At 40.7% G+C, this 25,684-nt stretch carries 24 protein-coding genes and 1 pseudogene; 8 read left to right on the top strand and 17 right to left on the bottom strand.

Features of this window, described 5'->3' with window-relative positions; genetic code table 11:
• Positions 1-435 precede the first annotated feature (435 nt).
• Complete coding sequence (locus tag V7K55_RS23900) at positions 436-741, top strand: hypothetical protein (protein ID WP_334835191.1); 306 nt, start codon at positions 436-438, stop codon at positions 739-741.
• On the top strand, positions 741-2,324 hold the full coding sequence (locus V7K55_RS23895) for an NAD(P)H-hydrate dehydratase (protein WP_334835189.1): 1,584 nt from the start codon (positions 741-743) through the stop codon (positions 2,322-2,324). Before V7K55_RS23900 ends, V7K55_RS23895 begins: the two co-directional genes overlap by 1 nt.
• A 78-nt stretch (positions 2,325-2,402) precedes the next feature.
• Here V7K55_RS23895 and fdhD read toward each other — a convergent pair whose 3' ends face one another.
• Positions 2,403-3,242, bottom strand: coding sequence for a formate dehydrogenase accessory sulfurtransferase FdhD (gene fdhD, locus V7K55_RS23890; protein ID WP_334835187.1), 840 nt, complete (start codon positions 3,240-3,242; stop codon positions 2,403-2,405).
• A gap of 142 nt (positions 3,243-3,384) precedes the next feature.
• Between fdhD and V7K55_RS23885 the strand changes: the two genes are divergently transcribed.
• Positions 3,385-4,566, top strand: a complete 1,182-nt coding sequence (locus V7K55_RS23885) for a serine hydrolase domain-containing protein (RefSeq protein ID WP_334835185.1) — start codon at positions 3,385-3,387, stop codon at positions 4,564-4,566.
• Between the two features lie 130 nt (positions 4,567-4,696).
• On the top strand, positions 4,697-5,290 hold the full coding sequence (locus V7K55_RS23880; protein WP_334835183.1) for a hypothetical protein: 594 nt from the start codon (positions 4,697-4,699) through the stop codon (positions 5,288-5,290).
• Between the two features lie 5 nt (positions 5,291-5,295).
• Here V7K55_RS23880 and V7K55_RS23875 read toward each other — a convergent pair whose 3' ends face one another.
• From V7K55_RS23875 to V7K55_RS23840, 8 genes and pseudogenes are all read right to left on the bottom strand, one after another.
• A complete protein-coding gene (locus tag V7K55_RS23875; RefSeq protein ID WP_334835193.1) occupies positions 5,296-5,592 on the bottom strand; it encodes a helix-turn-helix domain-containing transcriptional regulator in 297 nt (98 codons plus the stop codon).
• Positions 5,585-5,923 (bottom strand): annotated as a pseudogene (locus tag V7K55_RS23870) (type II toxin-antitoxin system RelE/ParE family toxin). The gene V7K55_RS23875 and the pseudogene V7K55_RS23870 overlap by 8 nt, the downstream one beginning before the upstream one ends.
• A 23-nt stretch (positions 5,924-5,946) precedes the next feature.
• Entirely contained in the window at positions 5,947-8,172 is a 2,226-nt protein-coding gene (locus V7K55_RS23865; RefSeq protein WP_334835181.1) for an FdhF/YdeP family oxidoreductase, read from the bottom strand.
• A gap of 592 nt (positions 8,173-8,764) precedes the next feature.
• The gene (locus V7K55_RS23860; protein WP_334835179.1) at positions 8,765-8,935 is read right to left on the bottom strand and encodes a hypothetical protein; all 171 of its coding nucleotides are present in this window, start codon (positions 8,933-8,935) and stop codon (positions 8,765-8,767) included.
• Positions 8,936-8,965: 30 nt separating this feature from the next.
• Positions 8,966-9,241 (bottom strand): CRISPR-associated endonuclease Cas2, encoded by a 276-nt coding sequence (gene cas2 / locus V7K55_RS23855; RefSeq protein ID WP_334835177.1) that lies wholly within the window; start codon positions 9,239-9,241, stop codon positions 8,966-8,968.
• Positions 9,242-9,552: 311 nt separating this feature from the next.
• Positions 9,553-9,861, bottom strand: coding sequence for a hypothetical protein (locus V7K55_RS23850; protein WP_334835174.1), 309 nt, complete (start codon positions 9,859-9,861; stop codon positions 9,553-9,555).
• Between the two features lie 259 nt (positions 9,862-10,120).
• A complete protein-coding gene (locus V7K55_RS23845) occupies positions 10,121-12,343 on the bottom strand; it encodes a CHASE2 domain-containing protein (RefSeq protein ID WP_334835171.1) in 2,223 nt (740 codons plus the stop codon).
• A gap of 51 nt (positions 12,344-12,394) precedes the next feature.
• Entirely contained in the window at positions 12,395-13,165 is a 771-nt protein-coding gene (locus V7K55_RS23840) for a DUF928 domain-containing protein (RefSeq protein ID WP_334835168.1), read from the bottom strand.
• 233 nt (positions 13,166-13,398) lie between these two features.
• Here V7K55_RS23840 and aroA point away from each other — a divergent pair, with 233 nt between their 5' ends.
• From aroA to V7K55_RS23825, 3 genes are all read left to right on the top strand, one after another.
• Complete coding sequence (aroA, locus tag V7K55_RS23835; RefSeq protein WP_334835166.1) at positions 13,399-14,679, top strand: 3-phosphoshikimate 1-carboxyvinyltransferase; 1,281 nt, start codon at positions 13,399-13,401, stop codon at positions 14,677-14,679.
• Positions 14,680-15,158: 479 nt separating this feature from the next.
• Positions 15,159-15,710: a PEP-CTERM sorting domain-containing protein gene (locus V7K55_RS23830; RefSeq protein ID WP_334835163.1), complete on the top strand. Its 552-nt coding sequence runs from the start codon at positions 15,159-15,161 to the stop codon at positions 15,708-15,710.
• 199 nt (positions 15,711-15,909) lie between these two features.
• Positions 15,910-16,053 (top strand): hypothetical protein, encoded by a 144-nt coding sequence (locus tag V7K55_RS23825; protein ID WP_334835161.1) that lies wholly within the window; start codon positions 15,910-15,912, stop codon positions 16,051-16,053.
• On the opposite strand, the gene V7K55_RS23820 is transcribed toward V7K55_RS23825, so the two are convergent.
• From V7K55_RS23820 to V7K55_RS23800, 5 genes are all read right to left on the bottom strand, one after another.
• Positions 16,033-17,553: an ATP-binding protein gene (locus V7K55_RS23820; protein ID WP_334835159.1), complete on the bottom strand. Its 1,521-nt coding sequence runs from the start codon at positions 17,551-17,553 to the stop codon at positions 16,033-16,035. The genes V7K55_RS23825 and V7K55_RS23820 overlap by 21 nt on opposite strands.
• A gap of 197 nt (positions 17,554-17,750) precedes the next feature.
• Positions 17,751-17,957 (bottom strand): hypothetical protein, encoded by a 207-nt coding sequence (locus V7K55_RS23815; protein WP_334835157.1) that lies wholly within the window; start codon positions 17,955-17,957, stop codon positions 17,751-17,753.
• 149 nt (positions 17,958-18,106) lie between these two features.
• Positions 18,107-18,556 (bottom strand): HNH endonuclease, encoded by a 450-nt coding sequence (locus tag V7K55_RS23810; RefSeq protein ID WP_334835156.1) that lies wholly within the window; start codon positions 18,554-18,556, stop codon positions 18,107-18,109.
• Positions 18,557-18,567: 11 nt separating this feature from the next.
• On the bottom strand, positions 18,568-19,008 hold the full coding sequence (locus V7K55_RS23805) for a hypothetical protein (protein ID WP_334835155.1): 441 nt from the start codon (positions 19,006-19,008) through the stop codon (positions 18,568-18,570).
• Positions 19,009-19,019: 11 nt separating this feature from the next.
• Positions 19,020-19,553 carry a hypothetical protein gene (locus V7K55_RS23800; RefSeq protein ID WP_334835154.1) on the bottom strand — a complete coding sequence of 178 codons (534 nt, stop codon included), beginning with the start codon at positions 19,551-19,553 and terminating at the stop codon, positions 19,020-19,022.
• Positions 19,554-19,765: 212 nt separating this feature from the next.
• On the opposite strand from V7K55_RS23800, the gene V7K55_RS23795 reads away from it, so the two are divergent.
• On the top strand, positions 19,766-22,210 hold the full coding sequence (locus tag V7K55_RS23795; protein WP_334835153.1) for a VIT domain-containing protein: 2,445 nt from the start codon (positions 19,766-19,768) through the stop codon (positions 22,208-22,210).
• A 106-nt stretch (positions 22,211-22,316) separates the two neighbouring features.
• Here the strand turns inward: V7K55_RS23795 and V7K55_RS23790 are convergent, their stop codons facing one another.
• From V7K55_RS23790 to V7K55_RS23780, 3 genes are all read right to left on the bottom strand, one after another.
• Positions 22,317-24,371 (bottom strand): YfbK domain-containing protein, encoded by a 2,055-nt coding sequence (locus V7K55_RS23790; RefSeq protein ID WP_334835151.1) that lies wholly within the window; start codon positions 24,369-24,371, stop codon positions 22,317-22,319.
• A 271-nt stretch (positions 24,372-24,642) separates the two neighbouring features.
• Positions 24,643-25,194 (bottom strand): hypothetical protein, encoded by a 552-nt coding sequence (locus tag V7K55_RS23785; protein ID WP_334835150.1) that lies wholly within the window; start codon positions 25,192-25,194, stop codon positions 24,643-24,645.
• Entirely contained in the window at positions 25,182-25,604 is a 423-nt protein-coding gene (locus tag V7K55_RS23780; protein WP_334835149.1) for an HNH endonuclease family protein, read from the bottom strand. The genes V7K55_RS23785 and V7K55_RS23780 overlap by 13 nt, the downstream gene beginning before the upstream one ends.
• Between the last annotated feature and the right edge of the window lie 80 nt (positions 25,605-25,684).

Here is a 25,684-nt window from a genome sequence, read left to right as displayed (position 1 = left end):
ACAAATGGATATACCGAAATAACAAATGGATATACCGAAATAACAAATGGATATACCGAAATAACAAATGGATATACCGAAATAACAAATGGATACGCCGAAATAACAAATGGATACGCCGAAATAACAAATGCGTTGGCGTAGGCCGCCGCAGGTATCGCCATGATTGCAACAATTTAGCTTTGTCACGCTGTCGATTCGCACCGCAAATCTTTGGTGGATGAAGTTCTTCGGACTTGTGTGTACACCGTTGCCTTATAAAGGGGAGGGTTAGGGTGGGGTAAAAGGTATGTAAGATAAGCACTTGAGCTTAATTTGACAAAATCCAGACCCCACAATGGCAATGGCTCCCTTTACACAGCTTTGCTTTGTTCTTTCAAAGACCTTGATTCCAGCTATGTCAGCATTGAGCAGGTATATCATCGGGTAAAATGTATGAGCACACGCAAAGTAATTCTCTTAATTACTGTGGTTTTTCCAGGTTTGGCGGTGGTGGGAGTATCGCTATATTGGTTTAACCTGGATTATGCAGCACTGATAAAAGCTGAAAAATATGTGACAAACCTGGTAGAAACCGGAAAAGTTAATGATAGACAGTTAGAGTACGCCTATCATCGCACCTACATTCATCGCATTAATGTATTTGCTGATGGGACTTGGGGATTACTGGGAGGAGTAATTACAGCGCTAGGCATACATGGGTTAGTCACCGAACAAACTGCTAACAGGAATCAACACTAATGCAGAATAGGCAAGAAAAAATTTCGCAAGTGGTAGTGACTGCTGGGCAAATGCACGATATTGAAGATCGCATCTTTGCTGCGGGAATGCCTGTAGTAGCTTTGATGGAAAAGGTGGCGGGATTAATTGCTCGTCGCATTCAAGAGATCCCCCCAACCCCCCTTCTTAAGGGGGGCTATGTTCCTTCAAATATCTCTTTAAAAAGGGGATATTGTGTCGGAATTCTTGTTGGCCCCGGTCATAATGGTGCGGATGCTTTAGTAGTAGCCCGTGAATTATACTTTCGCGGGTATGAGGTTTGGATTTATTCTCCTTTCTCTAAGCTTAAGGAATTAACTTCGCAACATTTGCAATATGCTCAGAGTTTGGGTATTCCAATTTATCAAATAATTGAGCAACTGCCAGATTCTGATTTGTTGATTGATGGCTTGTTTGGGTTTGGTTTAGAAAAAAACCTCACCGATCCCATCGCCTCTGCAATTAATCAGCTAAATGAATTGTCTGTGCCAATTTATAGTATCGATTTACCGTCAGGTTTACACACCGACACAGGTGAAGTATTAGGAACTGCCATTCGCGCTACTCATACTTTTTGTTTAGGTTTATGGAAACTAGCTTTTTTTCAAGATCGGGCGCTGGAATATCTCGGCAAAGCTGAGTTAATCGATTTTGATATTCCTTTAGCTGATGTAGAAGCTGTTTTAAAAGACGCACCCCGGATTAAACGCATTACGTCAGCAACGGCACTTGCTACTCTACCCTTACCCCGTTCACCAGTTACCCACAAATATAAGGAAGGACATTTACTGTTGATTTGTGGTTCGCAGCGCTATGCCGGTGGAGCAATTTTAACTGGTTTGGGTGCTAGGGCTAGTGGTGTGGGGATGCTTTCTATTGCCGTACCCGAATCGTTGAAATCTCTTTTGGTGTCACATTTGCCAGAAGCGCTAATTGTCGGTTGTCCAGAGACGGAAAGTGGAGCCATTGCTCACCTACAATTACCAGAAAACACCGATCTGAGTTCCTTTAATGCGATCGCTTGTGGCCCCGGTTTAACACGAGATGCTACTCCCGTTGTCCAAGAGGTAATTAAGAGCGATCGCCCTTTGATTCTCGATGCCGATGGTTTAAATATCCTCGCACAAATGGGAGCGATCGCCACTTTAAAAAAACGTCTTGCCGTAACTGTACTCACACCCCACACTGGCGAATTCCAGCGATTGTTTCCTGATGTCGCCGATGCCAAAGATGACAGGGTGAAAGCAGTACAGCAAGCAGCAGCACAAAGTGGGGTGGTGGTGTTGTTGAAAGGGGCAAGAACTGCGATCGCAAACCCTCAAGGTGGTGTTTGGATCGTTCCTGAAAGTACACCCGCCCTGGCGCGTGGCGGTAGCGGTGACGTGTTAACTGGGCTAATGGGTGGATTGTTGGCGCAAGCAGCAACTAAACAGATTCCTGTAGAAGATATTGTCGCAACTGCCGCTTGGTGGCATTCCCAAGCGGGTATAATAGCCGCCCAAGAGCGGACTGAATTGGGTGTAGATGCGTTTACATTGACACAATATTTGATGAAAATTCATTAGTCATTAGACCACTTTGCACCAAGCAAATATTAGGAATTAGTTATGACTAATTGCTAGAAGTGACTAGTAAAAGTGTTATTAAGCGGCGTTTATTCTTTGTAAACCAGTGTAAATATTGAACCGTTCTCCGCGCAGAAATCCAATTAGGGTAATCCCAAATTCTTCGGCGACAGACACGGCTAAACTACTGGGAGCGGAAACAGAACAAACAATGGGAACTCCAGCAGTTGTAGACTTTTGCAAAATTTCAAAACTAGAGCGTCCGCTCACTAAGACAATACAATTATTTAAAGGCAACTCGTCACTGAGAAAAGCTGAACCAATCAATTTATCCAAAGCATTGTGTCGCCCAACATCCTCCCGCAGGTTCAACAAATTTCCTTGAGTATCGAAGATAGCCGCAGCGTGCAAACCTCCTGTAGCCCTGAAGATACCTTGAGCCGCGCGGAGCTTATCAGGTAAGCTGTATACGATTTCAGGTGTTAGCGTTGGCCCAGAAGGAATAATGGGACATCCCCGCAGACGCAAAGCCTCAAGGCTAGCTTTACCACACACCCCACAGGCGCTACTAGTGTAAAAATGACGTTCCAAAGGCTGTAAGTCTGGAATTAACCCATCCCGCAATTCTACATTTACGATATTATGGCGTTGCTCACCATCTACTAATTCATCAACGCAGTAGCTTATCCGTCGGATATCTTCTCTGCGGCTAACGACTCCTTCACTGTAGAGAAAACCAGCTGCTAGTTCAAAATCTGCCCCTGGTGTTCGCATTGTTACAGCTACCGTCTTCTGGAAAGGGGTAAGGCGAATTTCCAAAGGTTCCTCAGTGGTGAGATGATCTAAACGAGGCCGGACTTGACCTTTTTCCATTACCCAAACAGTGGCTTGGGTTTTGCTTTTAGTTTGCATTGTCATATTTATGAGAGTTGGTAAATTGAAATTTTGATACTAATCTGGAAACAGAGTAATGCTATTTGTATATCAGATGCCTCTTTGATGCTCACCAACTACTTTGTTCAGTTGAACTAAATTGCTAGGTTTCTGTTTAGGAAGTAAAATGAACCTAAAATTTTTGGCTTTCAGGAAAATTTTATTTGGAATAGTCTTTGTGATTTCCCTTGGTTTAGCAGGATATCTAGTGGGTAATAACATTAGTCAGAAAGTAATTGAAAAATCTTTTGCTAAACAAGTCATGTCTACCTCCACCGTCGGAAAAAGTTCTCAACTACAGACACTTTTAAATGAAATAGTTGCAGAACAGAAAATCCCTGGTGCAGTAATGTATATTTCTACACCTAAAGGTTCTTGGTTGGGAGCATCTGGTGTCAATAGCTTGTCAACAAAAGCCCGGATGAAAACCACAGATGGCTTTTCCATCGCCAGTATGAGTAAAACTTTTATGGCGGTGGTTGTGCTGAAATTAGTGGAGCAAGGGAAGATAGGATTAGATCGGGCGATCGCAACATACTTACCAAGAGACATCACTCCTCATATTGTTAACAGCGATAAAATTACAGTTCGTCAACTGCTCAACCATACCAGTGGTGTTGCAGAATACTTAGATACAAAAGAGTTTATTCAAGCTACAGCAAAAAGAAGTCGCTCACAGCCTTGGACAGCCAGAGAAGCTATTCCGTATATGTACCAAGAACAACCGCAAGCAAATCCGGGAGAAAAATTTATTTATACTGATTGCAACTACATTCTTTTGGAACTGATTGTTGAAAATATCACTAGGGGAACTCTCGCCCAAGCAATCCGCAGTCAGATTTTAAAACCATTAGGGTTAAAACATACCTTCACAGAATTGCGCGAACCGGAAATTGGAGAGGTAGCTACAGGTTATGGCGATCGCAATAAGGATGGTAAGCTAGATAGCTACGCCGATGTCAATGATGGCAATGGTTTAGGAGATGGTGGATTAGTTTCAACAGCAGAGGATTTAGCCAAGTTCACCAAAGCGTTATTTGTCAAAAAAAGCTTACTTTCCTCGAAGATGATGAAAGAAATGCTGAAATTTAAAGATAATGGCCAAAGCTATAGCTATGGGTTAGGTGTAGAACGGTTCTCATCTCCTTTAGCAAAAGCAATTGGACATAGTGGTATAGCTTATGGTTTCACAACATTGCTTGCATATTTACCCAATCAAAATATCACTATAATAGTGTTGCTAAACGCTCAGGGTGTTGATATTAAATCAATAGCTAGGACAGGTTTAGAAGTTGTTGAGAATAAATAATAGTAATTTGTAATTATGCTTGTAGGGCTGACATTATCATGTTCACCCTACTAGTCTGATAAGATTTCTGGGTCAATGTTCATTTATCAATAATTGGTGTTCTTAATAAAGTAGTAAGTACCCGTCCATCATGATGGAAGATAAACAACAAGAGATGTTAGATTTATTAGATGAAATCTATTGGAATGAAGGATATTCTTACGGAATTGATTATTTTAGCCAGTTTTTGCATAAGATGGAAAAATATGATTTTGCAAAAATGTTAGCTTGCCAAACAAAATTTTCTGTTGAATATGTCCTTAGCTTTATTCTATCAACTCCTTCACTTTGGATTAATTTGTCAGATACAGACTGGATTAGAATTATGTCTGTATTGAACCCAAGACCAAAACCATTCAGCATAGAAATTTTTGATGCAGGCTATGTAGATATTCACTTTCTATGTAAATATATGCGACTTAATGCAATAGAACTGTTTTTACAACAAGATCAATTCAGCAATGAAGATAAAAAAATGGTTCTTCAGTACTCTAGTACAGTAGCAATTTCTTTATTTATGAATGAGTTTGATTTGGAAAATTTAGACGGTAATTATTATCTACATCAAGATGAACTTGAAAAGGTTAGATTGAGTCTGATTTCCAACGGAGAAATTAAGCCGCTTAATTATACTGAAGATGAGCTTAGTGAATACATAAAAAAAGAGCTAAAAGTTTATGAATAAGGCTTTCAGCTTACCTTAACTGTTACTGCTAAATGCAACCCTAATCCATCCAGCAAAGCATTCAGGCAATAAAATTCTATTTCTTCTTTCTCGGATAATATCTGTTCGAGTTTGTCATAAACTTGCTTAACTTGTACAGAAAATTGATCAATTCCACCTTGTGCCTCAATCACATTTTTCAGCGCCTTACTTAACATTTTCGGGTCGCCTTCTTCTAAAACAACTTCGATATAAGCTGCTGCTTCTAATGGGTCTTTGAGGTCTTCAATCAGTTTTTCGTGATAGCTTGCACTTTTAGGCATCATCTCTAGTCCTATAATCTTCCCAATATTCTTGTGCTTTATCAATATCTTTTTCTTGACTACTTTTATCGCCACCGCACAAAAGAATAATAATTACTGACCCTTATTGCCCAAAGTAAATGCGGTAGCCAGAACCGTAGTCTATTCTCAGTTCAAAAACCCCGTCTCCCACTGATTTACAATCACCAAAATTACCTGCTTCTACTCGGTCAAGCCTTGCTCTGATTTTAGCCTTTGTTCTTCTATCTCGCAAAGAGTCAAACCACTCAAAGAAAGGATTTATGCCATTATATGTTAAGTAATTCCTGATCTCCTTTGGTTGAACTTCCATGTAGCAGTGGCAAAATGTTAATATTAGGTTTGCTTTTCTAGGCGTACTACTGCATTATAATCAGGAACTCCTTCGAGCGATCGCTTACTTTTATCTAGTAGCACATTCCCTTCTGGCCAATGTACTTGCAAGTTTCCTGACTGAATTGGCGCAATGTAGACTTGACACAACAACTCGCCCAAATCATTTTTGATAATTACCTTATCTCCATCTTTCAAACCCAACTGTGCAGCATCAGCAGCATTCATTAGTACTGCCTCTCGCATCGCCCCAGTAATTGCATCTTTGCGTTCCTGCACCATACTATTAAATTGTTTGCCTCGGCGCGTTGCTAATAAGAAATAACCTTCTGGTAATTCTCTTTGGCGTGGCAATAATACGCCAAAGTGTGCCTTACCATCGGCTGTCGGGAAATTCCAACCAAAGCACAAATGTGAGCCACCATATTGAAACTGATCGCCAGCTTGCTGTAAATGTTGAATACCAGCATATTGGGGGACAACTTGAGCAATTTCTTGACGGATAGCAGCTGTGTCCGCAAAAGCTAGCTTATCTGCCAAATCTGGTTTTACGCGCCTTGCCAATTCTAGAAAAACTTCCCACTCTGGACGCGCTTCTCCAATGCGCGGCCCCGGAATTTCTGGACTGAAAATTATCCGCCGTTCAGTGTTAGTTTCTGTGACTCCTCCTGGTATTTCGTAGCGAGTCGTCGCAGGTAAAAGCACCACAGTATCAGCAGGTTCCACCAACATTTGGCTGGAGAGAACAATATCTATATGTACCCGCAGAGGTATTTGCTTCAGCGCCGCTTCCACATAATCTGGTTCTGGCAGCACTTCTAAAAAATTCCCACCCACAGAAACCAACACATCTAATTCCCCCTGATGTGCAGCGCTAATCATTTCTGGAGCAATTAAACCTTTATTTGCTGGCACATCAAAGCCCCAATGCTGACTCAATTCGGCAGCATTTTCTGGGGTGATAGATTTACCACCAGGAAAAACTGTCGCATAACACCCCATCTCTGCGCCACCTTGTACCCCAGAGTGACCGCGAATTGGCATTAAACCACAACCTTCCCGACCGACAAAACCTTTGGTAAGAGCTAGATTGATGATACTTCGCACATTATCTTCACCGCATTCATGCTGGGTAATCCCCATACTCCAAACAAATACGGCTTTCTTAGCTTCTTTAACCATTTTGGCAAAGGCGTACATTGACTCGCGGGATGTACCAGAAAGCCGTTCTAATTCTTCCCAAGATTGACTTTCTAAAGATTTTTTAAGTTTATCAAAGCCAACTGTGTGTAAATCTATAAATGATTGGTCTACCCAGTTGTTAGTAATTATATGTTTAATAGTGCCATTCAAAAATGCTATATCCCCGCCCATGTTGATTAAGAAGAAGTCTTCGGCAAACTTTGTACCGAAAACGGCACTTTCCACAATTGAGGGAACCCAGTAGCGCTCCATTCCTGGCTCGCGGTAAGTGTTAATAACTACAATTTTAGTGCCAGCTTTCTTGGCGTAATGGAGATACTTAACGGTGACTGGCTGATTATTGGCAACATTGGAACCAATGAAGACTAATAAATCAGTACCAATCCAGTCTTTATAAGAACAGGTGGTAGCCCCAGCACCGATAGCAGCTTTCAGTCCCGCCGTACTGGGAGAATGGCAGATGCGGGCAGCGTTATCAACATTATTGCTTCCCATTGCCCGCACAGCTTTTTGGGTAGCATAATAGGTTTCGTTGACAGTACCGCGACTGGTAATATAGAAACTTAGACGGTCTGGTGTGGTAGTGCGGATGCGATCGCTAATCACCTCTAAAGCTTCATCCCAGCTAACACGACGAAAGCCTTTTTCCCTTCGTTGACGAATCATCGGATAAGGGAGCCGTCCCAAGTCCCGTAATTGGGCACTTTTTTGCTTTTGTAACTGCGAAACATCCTCCAATAGCACAGGGTCAAAAGCTGGCATAGTATTCATCCGCAACAGTCGCAACCGAACATTGCAGAGATGGATGCCTTCTGTTGTCCAATCCTTCATCCCGGTTGTTCCGAGAGCGCAACCATCGCAGACACCTTTATCGAGAATATTCCACGCATAAGGTAGTTTGTCACGAGACAGCCAGATTGCCCGAAATACCTCCCAAAAATTGTTGGGATACTGTTCGCCAATGCCAAAAGGCTTCCAACTTGCCCAATTTGAAGGTGTCCAGTGTTTTTTGGGTTTAGGTAACATGATGCAGTGTGTGAGTTGCTGGATTCTTCCAGGCTACCGTTTTGAATAGCAATTGAGTAGCACGCGGTTAAAAATCCTTTTATATCATGTCCGCTAAATTACCCATAAGAAAAGAACCACACCCCTTAATCCCCTCCCCGCAAGCGCGGAGGGGAGAAAAAGCACAGCTTTGGCGGGGTGGGGTTCTTCGGGTTTAATAAGCAATCAAGCGGGCATGATATTACTTGCTGAATTTACCGAAATCAGAAGGCAAACGGACTTTTTGAGAAAGTAATCAGGAATTTGTGTGAAAAATAAAAGCCCTCCATTTAGAGGGCTTATTTTTTTAGTTTTTAACTAATCCGATTTAACCCAATCGGTAGGGTATTTGCATCTATACTATTTTTCTCCTGAAAATGAAAAGTTTCCAACTAATCCGATTTAACCCAATCGGTAGGGTTGGAGGCAAATAACTATAACCTTTTTAGATGTTTCCAACTAATCCGATTTAACCCAATCGGTAGGGTAAAAGACTTATCGTTACAAATATAAATGGTGAAGTTTCCAACTAATCCGATTTAACCCAATCGGTAGGGAGTTCGTCTAGCAGCCCTTACCCAGTAAGGGTTTCAGCCGCCAAATCGACACACTCCTGAAAAACATCATATATGTTGTGCAAAATTGCGCTCAACACATAGCTCAAACCCTTACCCAGCAAGCAATCGACACACTTCAACGAAATAATAGGCATTTCAGCGATTTGGCGGAGTGTGTCGATGACCATGTTACAAAACCTCCTTACTTATCTTAAAACCTAGATAATGTAATACTTTGGCGGTGCTGCTGGTTCTTCACTACCAACAGTTAATACTTTCTTAACAGCGTCTTCCGAAATCCAATAAAATCGCACATTATCTTCAGATGGTTTAACAAGTTTTTTCGATTTTTCAAAAAGCTGCCGCATTTCGTCCAAACTTAAAAAACATTCAAATACAGAAAACTGTACTCTTCGCCCGTAACCCTCCAGAAAATTAGATAACTTTGTACGCCTTTTATCATCAGGAATATCATACACAACAAGCACTAACATCTTTAGGACTAAAAATTAATGCTTAATGAAAATATAACCTTTTTTACTTGACAATATACAAGCTGTAACGGGAGCATACCACTTTTTTACAGATTCCGTCATTGCCAGCGTTGCGAACGCGAGTGCGTCTCTTAGAGTTGCAATCGCAAGGTATTGAGTTAAAAACGAGTCCATGCGATTGCTTCGTCATTCCTCCTCGCAATGACAGTTTATTTTTTTATCATCAAAAAATAAAAACTGGGATGCACCCGTATTGCTTTTTCAGAGGCTAGGGAAAAATTAACAAATACACATATATTCGGTATTGTCTCCTAGCTACTAACAAAATCTTTGTGGGCAGCAACAAGCATCTGAGCCTGTCTTAAAACGTTTCCGAATAAATAAAAAGGAATTTGCCAAGCTGCAACGGTAACTTCTTTGACTATATCTTGTACACTAATTGCAATTAATTCATGCTCTGGCGGCTCTCCCTCTACTGCACCAGACCAAGTGAAAGCTAATAAAAAATCATCATCTCCAGGTAAGGATGCAATCAAACATTCTTCAGGCGTTGGCTGGCAAATAATCCCATATTCATTTGCAAGTTCTACTAGCTTTTGAAAGTTGTTTACGTTCGTCATTTGTCCTTTGGATGTAATTGAATCTTAGGTTGACAAGGAATTATATTTTGTATACCCAAAACTAAAATTATTTACTCTATACCATTAATTACGAATTATTAAGGATTTATTGAAGTTAAATCAGGCTTAAGTCCAAAATCTTACCGCGATTGCCTGGTTGGATCGGCAACAATTGCTACTGTTTTAAAAAAATCTCAACTACCTACTTTTTCAGTTGAACCTATTTACATATACCTCCCTTCATTACAATGCTCTCATCTCATCCAGGCTGACGGAGTGCATTGAGAATTGCGATCGCTCTTTGGGGAACAGCTGTAAACCGAAGCAAGAAAAGATGCTCGTCAACGTTAGACTGTTGGATCGTCTTGGCATAGATATGTTCTTCTTCTGTAGCCAGTTCTGCTTCAATCAATAGCTTGAGTTTGAGATTACTCAAGAGTTCTAAAGAATGTGGCGATCGCAATTGCGCCCCTTTTTCTGAGAGGCTAATCAATGCTCCGATAAATACTGTTCCCACTGCATGTTTTCCCTGCAAAATGGTATATTCCACAGGTACTTCTTGAGAGAGAATGACTATTTTTTCCTCATCTTGAGGCAAGAATAAATTATATTTTCCGCCAATGCCACGAATTTCACAAATTGTCACAGGATATTTAATTCCTTTCGGTTCTATTCTTATTTGTCCAGCAATTTGGAGGTCAATATTGGCATCTTTGCAGGTATTTTCGGAAATTAAAATCTGTCCTCCCACGGTATAAGACTCAATTCGGGCAGCCAAATTAACATGGCTGCCAATAACTGTATATTGAGCGCGTTTTTGAGAACCAACATTTCCCGCTACAGCCTCGCCTGTATTCATCCCAATTCCCATTTCGAGAATTGGAAAATTCATTTGCCGATTTTGTTCGTTTACTTGTTGCATTGCCAATTGCATGGCAATAGCACAGGCGATCGCTCTTTGAGAATCATCTATACGACTAATTGGCGCACCAAATATCACAAAAATGCCATCACCCATAAACTCATTAATTGTGCCTTTATACTGATTAATTACATCTGTCATTGTTCCCAGATAAAGATTCAAAATCTTTACTACTTCTTCCGGGGGTAATTGTTCAGAAATAGCCGAAAATCCTCTTAAATCAGATACGAGAACCGTAACTTTTCGGCGTTCTCCCCCTAGCTTTAACCCCGAAGGAGTTTCGAGGATATTGGCGACAATTTCATCAGTTAGATAGCGGCCGAGGGTTTTTCGCATCTCGGTAGCACTTTGAGCAATATACTGAGTGAGTGCGATCGCAGAACCTGCAAATGCCAGCAATGAAGGAACAACAGGAATCCACCAACCAGCTAAAAATGCCAAAAAACTACCACCAATTAAACCACCACCTGCAAGAACAACACTAACAGCCATGAGAGTTTTCTGGTTGCTACTGTGGCGTTGCAGCCAACACAAGCTAGCGCCAATAATTGACCAAATCAAAATTGATAGCCATTCTATCGGATCGGGTAAACACTCAATCAACGGGCGACCTTCCATTGCCGTACTTAAAATTTGACTAATTAAGTTAGCATGAATTGTCACACCCGCCATCCGTTCCGGCTCAGTCAAGACATTACTGCTGTAAGGCGTATAGAATAAATCCTTTAAACTCTCGGCGGTAGCACCAATTAATACCACCTTGTCTCGCATTAAGTCTGGTGAAATCAGGTTCTCTTGCACTTGAGTGAGAGAGACTTTAGTAAACTGCTGTATCCGTCCTCGGTAGTTTAACAGCACTTGATAACTCCCCGCATCTGCTCGGACATAACCCCCATCATTAGGTTCAAAAATCGGGAAAATACCCCGATTTAACTGTAAGTAATTAGAGTTAGTTGCTGATGGCTTGGCAGTAATACCTTCAGGTTTCAAATACAACAATGCTAGTTTTAGAGCAAAGCTTTCGAGAACATCGCCATTATTTAAATTTACGTACAATAATGATCGCCGAATTTTGCCATCCCCATCTATAGGTAAATCATTCGATCCAATTTGATTAAGTTTCTTCAATTCTGGAGATGAATCAACCGCCGAACTGTCAACAGTATCAGAAATTTTTTGTACTCCAATCAAATTGGGAGTAGAATTAAAAACTTTAAGTAAAGCTTGATGACCGGGATTGACAGGTAAATCACGATAAATATCTAAACCAATAGCTCTAGGTTTTTGCTGTTTGATTTTCTCTAGTAAACTGGCAAGTTTCCCATCAGGCATAGGCCACTGTCCCTGCTTGCGGATATCTGCCTCATTAATCTCAACGATGACAATGCGGGTATCAGCCGCCTCTCGTGGACGAAGGAGAAAAAATTGATCGAGTGCTGCCAATTCCAACAATTGTAGTAATCCAGTAAAGCGGATTGCAATTATCAGGGCTGTAATATTGGGAACAGCAAGTAAAACACCACGCCATTGCCAGATTTGCGGTTTCAGCTTTGCCCACATAAGATTTAGTGAGGAGTTAAGAGTTAAGAGTTAGGGGTTGGAAATTTTTCCTCATCTCAATGACCCATGCCTTTCTTTTCTAGATGTGCAACAATCGATCAATGGTTCCGAAGCGATCGCACTCAAACCTACAGACTTGAAAAATTGTCTCCAATCCAGCCTCGTTTTAAAATTATTCGGCTCAGTCTGGCGTAGCTGCACCAAACTAGTCAGCGCTTCATGCCAAATCCCAGCTTCTGCATAGATGGTAGGCAATTTGTACAAATTTGCCTTTGCTAAAGCCTCCGATAAGGATACTCCTGGTTGAGTGCGTTCTACCCAACCTTCTACAGTCGGATTTCCACTGGAGTCTTGAGCATTACAAACAACTGTTAGATACCAATGATAAGTTTTACCTACAGCAAGTGCAGGGGAACTCTCAGGAAGTTTGAAGCTAATAATTCCGGGTCGTTCGGGAAGTAGAAAAGATGTTTCATAAAATATGTCTTGGTCTTCAGCTAGCAGCACAAATTTAGCTGTTTTAACTTGAGATGGAGGTACATACCAGAAAAACGTTGGATGTTGAGCAAATGTTAGCCCTAATTTATCTGGAGGGATTAAGGAAGTTATTAATTTTTTCCCTATTAGGCAAGAGCCGCCACGAGTAGAACCACCAGCACTTGCGGGAGGTTTTCCCCGTTGTGGGGGCTTAAATATTTGACTAATTTGCCAAGTTTTGTTGGGATGGGATGACTGAGCTTGTACCTGTGCTGTTAAAGCAGAAAGCAAACCCAAAGGTAAGGAAAAGGCTAAAAAATATAGGGATGGTTTAATCCATTTCATGTTGATAATGCCTGGGTTCTAGATTAGTCAGGTGAATAAATTAATTATTCCCAAAAGCAGGATTAGATTTTGCACTCAAGAACATTAAAGATATGGTTGCAAACTTGTGTGTAAACTGTAGGTCTAAAAGTGTGAACCACAAGAGACAGGTATGGCAAAATCTAAAATCCAAAATTGCTTGACAATATGGCAATATATAAAGTTGTAGCTAACCGCCTACGTAGAGGTTTAACGTGGATACCATTGCAATTCCTGCTCTAAATCGGCCAGTGGATGCCACGGTAGAAATTCCTGGTTCTAAAAGTCTTACCAATCGGGCGTTGCTTGTCGCTGCTTTGGCAGAAGGTGACTCCATTTTAGAAAATGCCTTATTTAGTGAAGACAGCGAGTATTTTGTCAAATGTGTAGAGCAATTGGGCATTCCCATTACTTTGAATCCTCATCAGGCAGTAATCCAAGTGGCGGGAAGAGGAGGTGATATTCCAGCTAAACAGGCAGATTTATTTGTGGGTTTGGCAGGCACAGCAGCCCGGTTTATCTCGGCGCTGGTAGCACTGGGTAATGGAGAATATCGTCTAGATGGCGTTCCCCGAATGCGAGAACGACCGATGGGTGACATGTTGACGGTACTGCAAGCGGGTGGAGCAAGCCTTGATTTTGACGGAAACTCCGGGTTTATGCCCTACACCGTTTCTAGCCGGGGATTCGCTGGCGGAAATTTTCGGTTGAAAGCGAACCAAACAAGTCAGCAACTTTCGGCATTGCTGATGATTGCACCTTATGCTCAACAAGATACGAGTATTGAGGTTGAGGGGACATTAGTTTCTCAATCTTACGTCAAAATGACATGTCGTTTGATGGCAGATTTTGGCGTGGAGGTGATTCAAATCGGTGATAATCAATTTCAGATCGAAGCCGGTCAACGTTACCAAGGTAGACATTATACTGTAGAACCCGATGCGTCAAATGCTTCTTACTTTTTTGCCGCCGCCGCCGTCACAGGTGGACGGGTGCGCGTCAAACATTTGACGAAACAATCTTGTCAGGGTGATATTCTATGGCTGAATGTTTTAGAACAGATGGGTTGTGAAATTAAGGATTCGGATGATTACACCGAAGTGACGGGGCCGAAGCAATTGCAAGGCATCGACATTGATATGAATGATATATCAGATTTGGTGCAAACATTAGCTGCGATCGCGCCCTTTGCCAGTTCACCGATTACGATTCGGAACGTAGAACATATTCGATATAAGGAAACCGACCGAATTCGAGCAGTTGTAACAGAGTTACGTCGGCTAGGGGTTCAGGTTGAAGAATTTCCCGATAGACTAAAAATTGAGCCTGGCCCTATTACCCCGGCAGAGATTGAAACCTATCACGATCATCGCATGGCAATGGCTTTTGCTGTCACTGGTTTGAAGGTTCCAGGAATTGTTATTAAAGATCCTGGCTGTACAGCTAAAACTTTTCCAGATTACTTTACTCGATTCTTCAAAATGTTAGAACAATAAGAGATTGAGTAGTAATTTTCATAGCGACTATCTTCAGCTTCGGGTTTTATTTTAGTGGTGGATTACGGCGTTATATGATGTCCGTCAAATCACTCATAATAAGTAGTTTGTAGTAGGGACTTCACTCCTGACTACGAACGAACTTTATTATCTTAAAACATTTTTTCTAAATCCAATAATTTTATATTTTTAATCGTTCTACAGAAATATCTTGGTTATTTCGTAAGTATTTATATTGCAAAATTAAATTTGATATTATTTTACCTCTAATTAAAGTCTGCTTAAACTATTGATTTTAATATAAGGTGAATCCAACGACTTGGAGACTTATTTCTTAAAAAAGGGAAAAATTATTTATTTTTATCACTGATTAGAACAGCGATAAATACCTATTGGGGAAATAAGGAAGTTAGAAACAAACTATTTCTATACCTTGCAGCGTGCATTGCTTACATAAATTTATTGTGAGGAAAATTGAGATGAAACTAGTTCCAAAATTACTGCTTGCTGCTGCTAGTCTGACTTTAGGTTTTGCTACTCTAGATGCAAAATCTGTATCTGCTGCAATTATTAATTATGCTTTCACAGTTGATAGTCCTGTAACTAAGGGAAATGGCTTTTTTAGCTTTGACGATTCAACTTTGAGTAATGATTATAATCCTGAAGCTACTATTAAATCACTCTCTTTTAAATTTGATGGCGATTCTACCGTTTATACTGAACAAGATGATACCAATTACCCAGACTTTCCTGTGGTTTTTCAAACCACATCTTTAACAGGAAAAACATATTTTGCATTAGATTATCTGTTCAATGATAAATCTAATCCTTCAAGTTCTATCAGTTATGAAATTATCGGTGAAGATTTGACAATTTTCTCTAGAACTTCTCCCGATGCTGAACCCATATCAGGTAGAGTTTCATATACACAAGTACCTGAATCTACACCTTTAATTGGCGCTCTCTTTGCTTGTAGCCTTGGTTTGATGATGAAGAGAAAGGGAGCTTCAATTAAAAAGGTTAAAGTGTAATCTTTGTCTAGTTGATATTAATGCTTATTCGTAGGCTTTTTTGTAAAAGCATAACATCTAACACATTGATACCAAAATAAAAATTGGGAATTAAAACCTGATTTTGGTAAGGGAATTCATTATGAAGTTTGCCTACGATTACCCTGAATTCTTTGTGTTAGCTGTTGCTGTGCCTTAACTTATCTGTCAGGAGAAGAAAATGGTAGATTACCGGAATTTTGAGCGCTTCCTGCATAGTCGAATGAAACGACGCAACTTAATTATCGGTGCTGGAGCATTGTCTGGTTTAGCGATCGCACTTACAGCCGCCATTGGGGAAAATTTATTCTTTGGAAGTCTCTAACGAGTCTATTCCTGAAAGTATGGCTAAATTGCCGCCGATGTAACCCATTGCCAAAGGAGATTGACCCTTTAACAACAACAGAATCTGATTAAGCATTTGTGGAAGAGTTGCACCATACAACTGCCAGAGCTTTTTCCAAAGTTGAGTTAAAATGCGATCGCCTGCGATATCATCAGTACCCGGTCGTAGCAACCAATGGGTTCGCAATATCTGAAAATGACGAATATCATGATTCTGCACAACTCGATGAATCTCTTGAGCAGTATGTTCTACCAATTCATCTGTAACCACTTTCATTATCAGGGGTTGCAATGTAAATGAGGGTTCATAATCACCGATCCATTTTTCTAAAAGCGATCGCCTTTCTAAGGCTACAATGCCCTCTAAAACCATCGCTGGGTCAACGGATATCAGCAAATGGGTTTGCAACCGAGAGAATGAGACAGGTTCTTGCCAAATAGCCAGCCAGTAGAGAATGTCTTGCTCTAAGCCGGAAAGTTGCTCAAATTGCTGCTTGAGAATCACACGTAAGCGATCGCCTACAATTAGAGTATGCTGACTCAGAAAAGCAGCAACATTCCCAGCAAATACAGACTGAATCAATGGTGTTACCAGTTTCAGCGCCAAGGGATTACCGCGATAAAGTTGAATTAAAACTGATAAACCCAGTTCCTTGCCTGTCAATCCCCTTGATTGTAATAATTCTACAGCCTCTATTTTTTGCAATCCTTTGAGATTTAAACAGCGAAATGTTTTGCTATTAATTTCACCAGCGTTTATCTGTTCGCGGCTGCTAATCAGAATACAACTTTGATGCCGTTCCCGACTTAATTGTTGGATAAATTGCCCATAGCTGAGGTCTTGTAGCTGGGAGAAAGCAGCCTCGAATCCATCCAATATCAACAGACAGCGACGTTTTTGTAACTGCTGGATGAGTTGTGCAGTACCTTGTTGAATATTTTGGGCAACGCTTTGCTCAAAGGAGTTTAGTAAGCTATTCAGCAGGGAAATGAGAGATGGGGAAGTTTGCAGAGACTTCCAAATTAAACAAGCAAATTTTGACTGAATGCGGTCTACTAAAGCCAGTGCTAGGGCGGTTTTGCCAATACCAGCAATACCGTTAATGGTGATTAATTTACAGTTTTGGCTAGTTATCCATTCTTCTAACTGCGCCAATTCCTGATTTCGTCCATAAAAGCTTTCGATATCAGGTGCTTCATTGTAGTCTAAGTAAGGCGTAGTGATATCTGCAATAGATTCTAAGTCTGCATTAGATGGCTCTGCGATCGCTTCCCAGTTTACAATACCAACAGCTTGACAGATAGCGATGAAAATTTCTCGCTGAATGCGATCGCCTTGCCAAAATCGGCGTAAAGTGGCTTTAGAGGTATGGGCATCTTGCCACCAACGCGCCGTGCTAGTTTTTGTCCAACCTAGACGTTGACGCGATTTGTCTACAATTGCTAGTCCTGCTGTTGATGCTTTCAGCGAGTTTGACATACATCTATGGCTTAGATTCCGACTTATGAGATAAGTAGGGTATCTGGGAATGAGTTTCAAACAATTCTAATAACCCAATTGTACCCACAAAGAAGTATAAATCCGATATTGGAGCGGCAAATAATTTTTCTTTAAAATAATTTAATTTCATCTTATTTTTTCAAATATTTTGCTTTAGCATAGTATTCTTATTTTTATTAAAATGGATTTTCATAACGGTAAGGCTGTGTATCGTGCAAAGGATAAAGATTTGTATCTGATTGTGATTTTAGCGATACTTGGTTATCTGGAGTTTTCGCTTCCAAAATAATAACTTCCACAGCGTCCCCAGCATGAAAAGGTAAACCCTGTAGCGTCAGAGTTCCATCTTCAGTTAACACGATTTCTATCTTGTGAGCCTTCATATTTCAACTCCTAAATCATTTTAAAACAATTCTAACAACCCAATTGTATCTACGAAAAAACTATAAATTCCATATTGGATTGGTTAATATTTTTCGTAGGTGCATAAAAAGTGGCAATAATTACTTCAACGAAATGAGCCGGGATTTTTTTATTCTTTGAGAGACTGAAGCAAGTGACTAGGACGTGCAACTTTTACACCAACATAAAAATCAGGATAGCGAACAAATATATAATGCTCATACTCATACCAGTGCATCTCACCCTTTTCTTGGTTACACATCAGACAAATTACCCAAAAATTCTTGAATTCCATTGATAACCAGGGATACTGGGATCTAGGAAGCTTATGATCTATTGTTTTACCACCCTTTTCAGAATACTTGTCCCCACAAATTGGACAGTAATAGTCTGAATTATCTCTCACCCAAGTTTTACTTTCTTGTGTTGTACCGCACTCATAATCACCATTAACATATCGCCAGTAATCGAATTTTCTATAATTTTCAAAATCTTGATGAGTTAGTTTATGATAACGCTTGCTGCCAATTTTATCTGCAATTTTAAATAATTCATTTAGTTCTTTTTCTTCAAGGTTCATTGGACTTTCCTCTAATATTTGACAGTTCTGTATGACTTTTGATTATTTTGCTTCCTATATGTCTTTTTTGTTTTATTACTAAAATCAATAAATTCTATTTCTGTATCAGGAAACTGCTTATCGATCTCTTCTGCAATTTCATTCACTTCTTTAGCTAACCTCTGATTACTTTCTTGTGTTTCTTGAGCAGTAAGATATTTATTTCCAATTCGGTCTGCTTCTAAAAATAATTCTTCAAGTGTCAAATCATGGAATTGATATTTATCTAAAAAATCCTTTATTTTATGATAGAGGCTGATAACGTTGTTCCATCCAACATTCTTGTAACCTTCTGTTTTTAGCCAGTGTATATCTTCTTGCTTCAGTTTGGTTCTATTTTTTGAGTTAACACGTTGAGTATCGCGGTAGCTCATACCATTGAAGATTGTTTTTTTAGTTTTATGCTCAGTCATAGACTTGTTTTTTAACCTAGTGTAGATTTAAATAAGTGAATGACTGCTTTCCGAATTTCGCTGTCTTCATACTGGATAATTTTCTTGGTATTTATAGCTAATTTCAGTCTGATTTCATCAATTAAATTTTTTAAGGTTTTATTGTCTTTCATTAGTTGCTCATTTACAACTATCAAATCTTTATTTTGAGAGGTTATAGCTTTGAGCCTATCTTCTACAAGATTACTTTTGCTGTATAAACTTTGAATTTCAGCTTCGCGTTCATCCTTTTCCTCTCTTTGAGAATTTATAAGCCGATCAATTTTCGTTGCATATTCCTTTTCTTTCCGCTCAAGCTCGTTTGTTTTCTTCGTTACCAAACCTTTCTGAGCAGCTTGAAGACGCTGACGATTTATTAGTTCAGAACCAGCAAAATGTGAAATAGCTCTACGAATAGTAATTTCGTCAGGATTAATATTAAAGTCAATTTTCTCTAATGCACGTTTAGCATCTGCTGTTGTCCATCCTTCACCTTCAAGTAGCTTAATAGCCTGTGACTTATTCACTGTTATAAATTTATAAGGTATGGTTAATGTAATTTAGGTTACGTTTTATTAGTATAAAACACGTATACAGTAACTAGACTGGCAATTTTACCGAAAATCATTATTTACAAGTGAACCTACTACTGAGCATCAAGTGAGCATAAAACTGAGCATATCTCCCAGAAAAACCCACCTACGCTAGAGACAGGAAACAAAAGCGCCAGGTAAAAATTATGACTCAAACGCTAGAACAACAACCCAGTGGTTTATATCTGCAAAACTCCAACCAACAGATTGCCTTTCCCCTCAAACACACTGAAGTAAAAGCCAAAATAGATGGTAACATCTCACGTGTGGAAGTTACCCAAAGCTTTGAAAATCCCTTTACCACAACCCTAGAAGCCGTTTATATTTTCCCCTTACCCGATGAAGCCGCCGTTGATGATATGCTGATTCGTATAGGCGATCGCACAATTCAAGGCAGCATCAAAAAACGTCAAGAAGCTTTAGCCATCTACGAACAAGCCAGAAAACAAGGACAGACAGCCGGGCTTCTCGAACAAGAACGAGACAATATCTTCACCCAATCTCTGGCAAACATCAAGCCAGGCGAACAAATCGATGTGATTATTTGTTACAGCGACAGCCTAAAATTTGAGGGGGGAAATTACGAGTTTGTCTTCCCAATGGTTGTTGGCCCCCGTTACATTCCCGGAATCACCATCGAAGAAAATGCTGTCGGGGGTGGTTCAGCCATTGCACCCATGACTTTAAATCAAGATACCGATTTAGTTCCAGATGCTTCCCGCTTAAACGCTCCCATTTTGCCAGATGGAATGCGATCGCGTCATGATATTAATGTCGCTATAGAAATTAATGCTGGCGTTGAGATTCAAGATATTAATTCACCCTCTCATCAAATCCAAATCATCCGTGAAGGACAGTTAGTGAATGTCAAACTAGGTGGTGGAGACACAATACCCAACAAAGACCTAATTTTACGCTACCAAGTTAGCAGTAATAACACCCAAACAACTACGCTGACTCAAGCCGATGAACGGGGTGGACACTTCGCCTTATACATGATTCCCGCCGTTGAGTACCGCCCTGATGAGATTGTCGCCAAAGATATGGTGTTTCTCATCGACTCCTCCGGTTCTCAAAGTGGCGAACCACTGATGCAATGTCAGGAATTGATGCGCCGTTTTATCAATGGACTCAATCCTGACGATACCTTTAGCATTATTGATTTTTCTGATACTACACAGCAACTCTCACCCGTTCCCCTCGCCAATACTTTCCAAAATCGTTTATTAGCAATCAACTATATCAATCGGTTAAACGCTGGTGGGGGAACAGAAATGTTAGGCGGTATTCGCACCGTCTTAAACTTAAAAGCCACAAATCCGGGACGCTTGCGAAATATTGTTTTACTAACTGATGGCTATATCGGTAACGAAAACCAAATTTTAGCAGAAGTTAAACAGCGTCTCCAGCCAGCAACCCGCCTTCATAGCTTTGGTGCAGGTAGTTCGGTGAATCGTTTCTTACTCAATCGGATTGCAGAATTAGGACGGGGTATTGCTCGGATTATTCGCCATGATGAACCTGTAGATGAAGTGGTAGAAAAATTCTTCCGCCAAATCAATAATCCAGTCCTCACCAATATTCAATTGCAATGGGAAGGTGATGGAGAATCTCCAATCATGTATCCCTCGACACCACCAGATTTATTTGCAGAGCAACCGTTAGTGTTATTTGGACGCAAACCAGACGCGCATTCTGGAAAGTTGCACGTTATCGGCATTGCTGCGGGTGGTAGGCGTTATCAGCACAGTTTTCATCTGAATTTTCCCCAAACAGGTAATCCTGCGATTGCTCAACTTTGGGGACGTTCCCGCATCAAGGATTTAATGAATCAAATGGTTAGTGGCGACACAAAGGGAGGTGTAGAAGCGGTGACAGATACGGCTCTGACTTATGAACTGTTATCGCAATATACCGCTTTTGTTGCCGTCAGTGATGATATCAGAGTCAATCCCAACCAGGATTCTATATCTATGCAAGTACCTGTGGAAATACCTGAATCTATCAGCCATGAGGGTATTTTTAGTAACGTTTCTTTTGGTGCTGCTCCTGGGGGTGGAATGGCAAGCAGTCGCCAGTCAGCAAAGAAACAATCTGCACCATCTCCAATGTCTGTATTACCACCACCATCCCCAATGTCTGCGCCAGCAAAACCGATGCAACGGTTTGAAGAGATGGAGTCATTGTCAGAAATTGAATTTGGATATGCTGAAGATTTTAGTAATCTTGATAGCCTGTTATCAGTTTCCGAAAGCTCGATGCCAGAATTGGAAGATTTAAAAACCTTACGGAAAAAAGAATCCTCTGTCCCTCATTTACAGGTTGTGAGCGTGACGGGATTGAATCAGCAGATGATTTCTTTGCTGACTCAATACTTGCAATCAATTCAACTCCCTAGAGGTTTTGGTGGTGATTTGGTGTTTGAATTCCAACTGAACCAGGGACGGGTAAGACAATTGCTGCTAGATGAACAGGCTTCATCCTTGAAGGAACAGACTGTGATTGAATTAATTAAGCGATCGCTTTTAACTTGGCGACCCTCCCAGACTATCACCAGTACGGTGGTGTTAACACTTCGGATTCAACCGTAATAGCTCCTTTATTATAGTGGAGAGCGATCGCCTGCGGTATACTGTTGGCGATCGCTCTTTTGGTATAGGTTTTAAAACGCCTTTTCCTACCGTCTTCTAATCCAAATTATTTCCTCGTAATCAACCCCCTAGATTGTTCCACCAAGCGAATAAACTCATCCCGATAGCCCTCTTGGTCTTCCCCCTTCGCCTGAGTAGCCAATTTCATCACCAAATCATAGTTAGCATTCCCCTTATACTCCGAGTCACGCAGCACCATCCCAAAGGTCGCCACCGCAGCAGCAAATCTCAGGTTTGTAGAGGGTATTTGGTCGCTTCTCAAATCATCTTGAATGGTTTGGGTAATTAATTGACTAGTGGTATCCTGGGGCAATTTATAGCGCAGTTTCACCTGCATCAACTCATTGCCGGCAGCATCAAGCGCCGTTTCACCAGAACGCTGATACCGCAATGGGTCTACCTCCGGCAGTTTCACATCACTCTTCGTCCCAGTAGGAATTATTTCATAAAGCGCTGTCACAGAATGACCAGCCCCAATATCCCCTGCATCTTTCTTATCGTCATTGAAATCCTGGTTTTGCAGCAGGCGGTTTTCATAACCAATCAAGCGATATGCCTGAACTTTCGCCGGATTAAACTCCACCTGAATTTTCACATCTTTGGCAATGGTAAATAGAGTTCCCCTCAAATCGTTAACTAAAACCTTTTTGGCTTCCAATAGGGTATCGATGTAAGCGTAATTGCCGTTACCCTTATCAGCCAACTGTTCCATTTTCCCGTCCTTATAATTACCAGTGCCAAATCCTAATACCGTCAGGAAAATTCCTTGTTCTCGCTTCTGTTCAATTAATCGCGTCAGTTCGCCATCGCTGGAAACCCCGACATTAAAATCTCCATCGGTAGCTAAAATTACTCTATTATTACCAGACTTGAGGAAGTTTTGTTTAGCTATCTTGTAAGCTAGTTCAATGCCCTGACCGCCAGCAGTTGAGCCTCCAGCCTCCAAGCGGTCAATCGCCGCCAGAATTTTTGATTTCTGACTACCAGGTGTAGCAGGTAACACTACTCCAGCATTCCCAGCATAGACTACTAAACTTACCCGATCTTCAGGACGCAGTTTATTCACCAGCAATTTCAGTGACTGTTGCACCAACGGCAATTTGTTGGGGTCATTCATAGAACCGGAGACATCAATCAGAAATACTAGATTACTGGCTGGTAAGGTTTCACTCTCTAGGCGTTTACCTTGCAAACCCACCTGTACCAGCTTGTGTTGAGGATTCCAGGGAGCAGCAGCAACTTCAGTGGTGACAGAAAAAGGGCGATCGCTTTTTGGTTGGGGATAATTATAGGTAAAATAGTTAATCAGTTCTTCAATTCGCACTGCATCCTTGGGTGGTAATTGCCCTTGAGTAATAAATCGTCGCATGTTGCTGTAGGATGCTGTATCCACATCAATGGAAAAAGTGGAAAGAGGGTCATTACCAACGCGATGGAAGGGATTATCCTCAATTCGGTTGTAGTTCTCCGTATTGAATCTGCTATCGGTTTGTGGCTCAGGGGCAATCCTTCCACTAGTTCCACCAGCTTGTCGGATTTTAGGCGTATATGCACGGTCAACAACTTGATTCTGCACAGATGAACCAGACGGAATACTAAGGGATGGAGCCGTAGGTAAGGGTTGAGTCTTTCGGGTAGACTCGTCTTGAGTCCGTTCTCTGGGAGCCTGAGTCGGAGCTTCCAATTCATCTATCTGACTTCTTAGGGTTGCTAACTCCGGTGCGAATTCCGACTGCAACCGTTGCAGAGTTTTCATATCCGCTTCGGTCACTATCTTGGGGTCAGTCGCTATTAGCTCATTGCTCTGATTCATACAGGCATTCAAGACTGTGGCAAACTCAGTCCGGGTTATCGGAACAGTACCAAAGTTTTGAACGGAGACGACACAACTATACTTTTGTACCAATGCCTGGAGTGCTTTGTAGTCAGGGTGATTGGGTAAAATGGAGGTTGTTGGAGTAGAACTGAGAAGAGTCTGATTGCCTGGAACCGCAACTGTAGCAGACTGACGTAAAACAGCAATTCCTACTGATGGTATTAATAATAGCAGTGTTACAATACTGACTCGTTGCCACATTTTGGACGGAATCGGGTAAGACATGGCTAAATCCTCACACTAAATTTGTGTATCAGTTCAAAAACTTTTGGTATGTGTGGAAGCTCTGTCTCTTCAGACGGGGTTGCTAACATTTGAAGTTTCCACTTACCCAGAATAGTCTTGAACAGCCTCGGATCTCATGACTGTTGCAGTTTTGGTAACTGTAGCGGATACAACACTAAACATTCCTGTCTAGCATTTAAGGAATATTGGGAGTTACAAAAATACAATATCTTAACCCGAACTCAGGTTAAGTTAAGTCTCTAATAGGGTTTCAAGAGAAATGATACAAAACATTTCCCTCTTCATTGACTTCAAACTCAGCATTAAGTTCCTTGGCTTTATCATCTAAATATTGTTTAGCTAACTGGGTTGATATTTCAGCATTTTTCGCCAGTTGCAATACCGTTACTCTGCCAGCATTTTGCTCAATTAATTCTAATAACACTAACTGAAGACGCTTTTGTTCTGATTCTATAAGTAATGCTTTTTCCTTTCGATTCTGCTGCACTAAAGACCAACTCAACCAGCCTCCTATAAGGGTTGAAGGAATAGTAAGAATAGTTAAGGCAGCCACATCATTTTCCTTTTCTTGAGCGGGAGTTTTGGGACTGAGAAGTTCTAGAATTATCACCGCAGACAAGGGAATGCCAAATAATAGAAAACATACTGCTAAAATTTTTTTAACTAGTTTCATAGAACCTTGTTCAACTCTTAAAAAAGAATGTAAAAATAATAACGTCCGGGATAAGGAAAGGGAAAGGTAGTAAGCTGAAAATAACTTAAAATTCAGCACCTGTCCAGCGATCGCACTTACAGCCGCCATATTTTTCTCAGGCTTTCCAAACAATCCTTTTGTCGCTGCTCAATTACTGCTGGAGTCCATTCAGATTGTTGTAAAACTTGGGTTGTCAGAACAAAAGGCACAATATTTGTATTACTAACAAAATACTTTTTTTTCTTTTTATCAAAGTCGTAGTTTTGCGCCTCTGCATTCTTCTTTCGAGAAAGCAGTGCTAAATTACCTATTCTATGCACATACTGAAGACGCTCTTTATCATTCGGGAACCACTTAAGCCATGTACTTCCTTGGCTTGGATTTTGAGGAAGAACATGCTCAACCGTAATAACTGGATAATCATAAGTCCCTTCTGCTTCTGAAAGTGCAGAGTCAAGGCGTAGAAGAACATATTGTCTAATTCGCTTGATTGGATATAAATCTCCAGCAATTCTCATTTTGAAAAAAAATCAGAGAAAATTCTTTATTTAAATAGAGAACTTGTGTCGAAGCATAATTTTTTGACAAATAATTATCA

The organism is Nostoc sp., assembly GCF_036919895.1.
Lineage (GTDB): Bacteria > Cyanobacteriota > Cyanobacteriia > Cyanobacteriales > Nostocaceae > Nostoc.
Note: the sequence above shows the minus strand (reverse complement) of the source record. Positions and strands in the feature narration are given on the sequence as shown.